This is a genomic window from Shinella sp. SUS2, assembly GCF_001262505.1.
Lineage (GTDB): Bacteria > Pseudomonadota > Alphaproteobacteria > Rhizobiales > Rhizobiaceae > Shinella.
Map to the genome: position 1 here is coordinate 1 of NZ_KQ410792.1, position 5,960 is coordinate 5,960.

Annotated in this window: 5 protein-coding genes and 3 pseudogenes; 5 read left to right on the top strand and 3 right to left on the bottom strand. The window is 55.8% G+C overall.

The window, feature by feature from the left end; translation table 11 throughout:
* The 3 genes from AKG11_RS32850 to AKG11_RS32860 form a co-directional block, all read left to right on the top strand.
* Positions 1-722: AAA family ATPase (locus AKG11_RS32850; protein ID WP_156334223.1), on the top strand; the 722-nt coding region annotated here is incomplete at its 5' end.
* Positions 722-1,600 (top strand): HNH endonuclease, encoded by an 879-nt coding sequence (locus AKG11_RS32855; RefSeq protein WP_050747057.1) that lies wholly within the window; start codon positions 722-724, stop codon positions 1,598-1,600. The genes AKG11_RS32850 and AKG11_RS32855, both read left to right, overlap by 1 nt.
* Before the next feature lie 198 nt (positions 1,601-1,798).
* Entirely contained in the window at positions 1,799-2,368 is a 570-nt protein-coding gene (locus AKG11_RS32860; protein WP_050747058.1) for an AAA family ATPase, read from the top strand.
* Here the strand turns inward: AKG11_RS32860 and AKG11_RS32865 are convergent.
* The 3 genes and pseudogenes from AKG11_RS32865 to AKG11_RS34200 form a co-directional block, all read right to left on the bottom strand.
* The gene (locus tag AKG11_RS32865; protein ID WP_156334224.1) at positions 2,349-3,248 is read right to left on the bottom strand and encodes a hypothetical protein; all 900 of its coding nucleotides are present in this window, start codon (positions 3,246-3,248) and stop codon (positions 2,349-2,351) included. The two genes, AKG11_RS32860 and AKG11_RS32865, sit on opposite strands and share 20 nt — an antisense overlap.
* Before the next feature lie 22 nt (positions 3,249-3,270).
* Positions 3,271-3,780 (bottom strand): GIY-YIG nuclease family protein, encoded by a 510-nt coding sequence (locus AKG11_RS34195; protein WP_082342967.1) that lies wholly within the window; start codon positions 3,778-3,780, stop codon positions 3,271-3,273.
* A gap of 27 nt (positions 3,781-3,807) precedes the next feature.
* Positions 3,808-3,996: pseudogene (locus AKG11_RS34200) on the bottom strand (helix-turn-helix domain-containing protein); the annotation flags it as partial.
* A 231-nt stretch (positions 3,997-4,227) separates the two neighbouring features.
* Between AKG11_RS34200 and AKG11_RS32870 the strand changes: the two are divergent.
* Positions 4,228-5,493, top strand: a pseudogene (locus AKG11_RS32870) (hypothetical protein); the annotation flags it as partial.
* 78 nt (positions 5,494-5,571) lie between these two features.
* Positions 5,572-5,892 (top strand): annotated as a pseudogene (locus AKG11_RS32875) (DUF4396 domain-containing protein); the annotation flags it as partial.
* Positions 5,893-5,960 lie beyond the last annotated feature (68 nt).

Genomic DNA, 5,960 nt, shown 5'->3' on the forward strand with positions numbered 1-5,960 from the left:
AGGTGGCCGGTTTTTACTCCGCCCGCGGCTGGACTATTCCGCCGCTACCGTGGCCGACTTTTCCACCGCCGCTCTCACTCAATGCACTCGAAGCGCTGGGGGACCCGAATTCCATCTGGGTCTGGACAAATGACGGCATCATTCCGTTGAGCTCGTTGAACCAGGGCGGCGAACAGGAAAAACTCCGACGGTTTGCGTCGCTCAACACCCGGCGCGATCCGGTTCGTTTCTCCGATGGCAATGCGCTTCGCCTGAGTAGCGGCGAAATCTCTTTTCTCAAATTTGCGGCCTATGTGAGCTTCGAAATCGACAATAGCTCTCTTCTACTATTCGACGAGCCCGAGACCCATCTGCACCCAAACTTCATAGCGCGCTTCGTCTCAATCCTGGACAGCCTTCTGGCGCAGACCGGGTCCGCAGCCATCATCGCGACGCACTCTGCCTATTTTCTCCGAGAGGTTTTCAGGGAGCAGATCTCGATCCTGAGGGCTGACGCCGACAGACGCATCGAAGTCCAGAGACCGCGCCTTGCGACCTTCGGTGCAGACGTCGGAGAAATCTCCTATTTCGTTTTTGGAGAAGATGAACCTTCGTATCTCGCGCAGGAGTTGGAGAGAAACATCCAGTCATCGGGGATGACCTGGGATGAGGTCCTCGAAAACTATAGCAATGAGTTGTCGCTGGAATTCTTAAACGAACTTCGGGCAAAGATCTCCGGCTGATGCGCAAACTCCCTTTTCCGATTTTCGATGACATCGCAGGTGTCGATGCACTCGTCGACAACCACAGGCTTGGAAGTTATCCGAGCCTACAGGCATTCAGGCATGCCCTGAAGACCGGCTACGTGCAATATGACAGCGTCTCGGGGAACGCACAGGCGGTCGCGCATGTCTCGATCCCGGTTCCATTGGATAAATGGCTGCGCAAACACTACAAAGATTTGCCCACCAGCCACCACCCTATCGATGACATCCGAGAGGACAATCTCGCATTACCGTGTTCGATGTGTGGCTCCTTACACGCTCATACGCTGGATCACGTTCTGCCAAAGGAACATCACCCTGCATTTGCGGTCTTCTCCAAGAATCTGGTCCCGGCATGTGATTGCAACCTGAAGCGTGGCCAGAACTATAAGGGCCATGCCGTGGGAGCGCGCATCCTCCATCCATACTATGATGCATGCATGGACGAACGTCTCTACGCAGCGAAGTTTTCCGGCATGGATGCAACCGTGATCGTAGATCTCGAAATTCTGGTTGCCCTCACGCACCCGGACAGGCCCGCGATCGAATACCACCTAAACAATGTGATTAAGCGGACTGGCGTGCTGAATTGGCTGGGAAAACAATGGGTCAAGTTCGTGCGCGCGCCACGAAAGATCGTCGGGTCCCTGAATTTTATCCCCACCAACCAAGCTGCATTGATCGCAGCCATCTGCGAGCATCGAGATGCGCGGGACTATGCTCAGGATTCTCTGAACAATTGGGAGTCGATGTTCGCGCAGGGCTTGCTCGATCCTGCGGTCATAGCTTGGCTGTTCCCGAGACTGTCAGCAGCCGGTCGCGGCGTCGATGACCCATTGATTGCCGTGACGACATAGGCGGGAAACTCGCCTCAAGACCTACACGCGCCTGCGCCAAAGAGCTCGCGACAGCGGAAAACAATAGGCCAGTGAACATTGGTAACCCGCGTCATTCCATCCAAGAAATCGCGCAGGCATACCCGCCAGAGTAGATTCGTACAGTAGACTTCCCCGTTTGGCTTTGCAATTCTGGCAAAGCGATTCTTGGGGGAAGCCATGTACTTGCAACGGGTTAAGATCGAGAAATTCCGTATTTTCGATAGCCTTGAACTCGAACTAAACAAAACCTTGAACATCATCGTCGGTGAGAATAACTCCGGTAAGACGGCGCTGATCGATGCCATCCGCTACACTCTGTCATCGAGAACAGGTGAGTGGCTACGAATTCTTGAGACCGATTTCCGTCGGGGCGCTACGCGATTCTCGGTTAGGCTGAAATTTGCCGACCTATCCACGCAGCAAGCGGCGGCCTTCCTTGAGCATCTGACATTCGAAGAGGTAGAGGGTCAACGGAGACCTTTCCTATATGTCACGCTTGCCGCTGAGCTGACGGAGCAGGTCGTCAGAGGCACAAGGCAGATCCGGTCCGACATCCGATCAGGTGCATCTGGCGAAGGACCGTCAATAGAACGCGAAGCACGCGAGTATCTGTCGGGGACGTATCTTAAGCCTCTACGTGACGCCGAGGCTGAGCTCAGCGGTGGACGCGGCTCGCGTCTGGCACAGGTGTTGAATGCTGCCGAGAGCTTTCGAAACGCAGTTCACGTCAACAATATGCACTGCTAACCATCTGACTGAGCCAACCGATCGTCTCGAACCCTTGCTCAGGATGAACTTCTTCGGGTTCGAACACAAATTGAAGCGCGATAACCTTGTCGCCGTCGAACAGAGGGATCTGATCACCACAGGGCCACCGACCATATCTCATGAGGTAAAAGGCGATCTCCCGAGCATCGTCGCCAATGACTTCGGTATGCCCGCACTCGAACCTTATCGACTTGATGGTGAAGACCACTTCGGAGTTCGCATCGGGCTTTATCGCCAGCTCGGGTGTCGTACGAAACTCAACAGATAGCCTCGGGAGTGTCGCAATAGTACGATCGCCCAAAGTTGCCATTTCGTTGACCGCCATCGCCCTCGCAAAGGATATCGAAAAATGCTTGCCGTCCTTTTTGAAGGCAGCCTTCGACAGTAGGACCCAGTTGTTCAGGTTCGAGAAATAGATCGCGATTTTCAACGGAAGTCCGTTGAGCTCAGCATATTGCTCAAGCCCCTCCATGGTCTTGGCAGGGATCGTGAGTTCCTTGTCGAACGATTTGAGATAAAAGTTCTTCACCTCAACCAGAAACGCTGTACCGTCTGCCAGGACGATCTTGTAGTCTGGCGCGATGATGTCCCCTCCCGCCGTGAAAATGTCGCCGGCATCCTCCTGTTTGATAAACTTGCATTGACCCAAGGCACCTGCGACATGTGCGAATAGCGCCTCCGCGCGCTTTCCGTGCAGCAGGAGGGGATTCGTCTGCGATGCTTGAAGGGAGTCCTTCATGGTATCGAGGAAGCTTTCGATATCTCCCGCGACATTGAGTTTGTAACCGCGATCCCGGCCGACCGAGGTGTACAATTCGATAGCGTCGAATTTGGCCGGGTTTCGCTTCACACGCTTCATCCTTGCCCCCATCGGCTCCCGATCATTCATCTGGCCCTGGCCTGTCGTAATCGTGCTCGGAAGCGCCGCACTCTAAGCAAAGTTCTCCTCCAAAACTCTCACTATATGTCCATCCACATGCCCAGCCACAGTTTGGGCAAAACTCATACAGATCTGTGTCTCCCCAAAGCCAAGGACTTGCGAACTCGGGAACAGCGTCACGATCGTATGAGATGATCTCGAAAGCGTCTTGTCCGATCGCGATATATGCCCTGGACGAATATCGCTTCAAACTATCGATCACGTCCTCAGGCGTTAGAAAAAACCATTCTCGCACATCATGTTTATGTCGGAAAAGTTCATGTAATTCCCTCTCGATCTCGCCGTCCTCCTCGACCGAAGAGGTCCTTATTACTCCCATCAGCGCAATTGTGCGCCTATTGCCGGTCTGCAAATTCGAAAGGCGGCGCGTAAGTGCCTTCGATCGCCCTATTTTAATATAGAACCTGCCCGACAAACTATTATCGAGCTCGGTTGCGAAATAGACTGTCATGGACCCCTCCCCGAGCCGTTCTTCATACTAGATCCCACCCCACGCCCGAAACCTCCCCCTCCCCGTCATCTCGTGAAGGCCGAGTTCCGCAACAATCCGCCGCGCCGCCTGCGGCGCAACCCCGAGGGTTTTCGTTACCGTCCCGGCATGAAAAAGCGGCGTCGCGATGACGAGTTCGACCAGCTCCGGCAGTTTTGAAGACGTTCGTCTGCTGGATTTTCGTGCAAAGCCACTAAACATCGGCCGAAAACTAATCAATTCTCCAAACAGCACACGCCTATTCTCCACACAGAGGTTCTCTGCAACCCACTCAAATGGCTCCGCAGCCATATTTCCGAACAGCGACGCCCACCTGATCACCGTTATTCGCGGTACACTCTTTGTTAAATGCCAGCCCCTATCCCCGCTCGCCCTCGGCATTGGTGCCGAGCGAACGGGAATGCAAGCATGTCAAAACCAGACCTTTCATCACGCCATTTTCAGAGCAAGATCTCAAAATTCTGCGCGTTGCGCATTGCGCCGATCGCATCGAAACGCACGTTGAGCAACGTCGAGGCCTATCTCGTTAAACTCATCGCTCATCGTAGGGCACCACCTCTCCTGAACGGTCGCATCGACTGGACAGAAATCGCTCAAGCTTGCCGACTAGGCGGCGATCTGACGGGCGATCTTAAACAACAGATCCGCATCGCACTTGATGCGATCCTCCGATGGTTGGGCGCACCGCCTGCGGCAGGGGACGCCCGCCCGACGAAGCCGGTGTCCCGATCCAAGGACGCAGACCAGCGTAAACCGGCAGTAACTCTGTCCTCTACCAGAAAGCCGAGGCGAGTTGGCGAAGACGATCTTCGCGCTCGCTCCGCTTCGCCCCAGAGAGGACCAGAGCCTAAACCCATCCAACCGCTCCCGGATCCGTTGTTCGAGGCGAGCGACGACCCTGCTGCATTTCAGGATGCGCTGATCTATCAGATGCGCCGTTTCGGCGAGAGTTACTGGCAGCTCTACCGCGCCGTCGTTCGCCTCGGCGAGACGTTCGACCACAAGACCATGTTGTCCTGGATCCAGGGCGAACGCGTGCCGCGCTCCGTCGCGAGCTTTAAGATCCTCGCCCGCATTGAGCTACGATACCGGCTGCCCGCGGGCTACTTCAAGGCGAAACTGCCCTACCAGGCCCGCTCCTTGCTCGGTCATGACCTTGGCGACATCAGCCCTGCCGAACGGCGCCGGATTTCATTGCACCTTCCTGACAACTTCAGCAGCCTGCCTTTCAGCAAGCGGGAAGAGATTCTCGACTGGGTGCGCCGGGTCATTATCTCGGGTTCGACCGACTATCGACGCTATCAGGCGGCAGCCATCAAGCAGCGCTATGCGATCCGCTTTCCAGGTGTCACCTATGGCGGGGGATCGCTGTCACCCCGCACGAGTTCCCTCACGGCCACTGCCAACAACAATGCTGCGGAAACCTTCGAAGACCCTGATCTCCTGTCTGGTGTCGTCGATGCACCGCCGCGGCTTGCCATGGAGATGGCAGACCTGATCCGCTTCAAGACCTCGACGCTCACGGCTATCGGTTTCCAGCGGAACGGGGTGTGGGGTGAGGAGACCGCCTCCCAGAAGATCGAGCACCTCGGCCTGATGTTCGGCGCACTGGCCGCCTCCCCCGCCGGCGTCGTCAAAGGTCGCGGCGTGCCGCTCAGCCATTTGACCTTCGGGCAGAAGGAGTGCCGACTGGACATGGTCTCGAACTCCTGCTTCTAGCTACATTAGTCTCACTGGCCGACACCCGCAGGCTTGAGCACGGCATATGTTGCCTGGGATCAATTCAGGAACAATCCAGAACCGGCCGTGATGAAGTGGGGCTTCATCCTCGTCACGCTCTACCTCGGTCCAGTTGGACTGCTCCTTTACGTTCTGGCTGACAAAGAGCCTGCGCCCGGAACCCATGAAGAGTTCATCAAGCCACTGTGGAAGCAGGGCATCGGGTCCACCATTCACTGCGTAGCAGGCGATGCCACCGGCATCATAATTGCCGCCGCGATCACGGCGGTACTCGGCCTCCCAATGTGGATCGACATCATCATCGAGTACATCGCGGGCTTCACCCTAGGTGTTTAGTCCCGGTATTTGATGGTGCACTATTCAGCCAGGAATGGAGGGATGCGCTATGGGACAGATTCTGA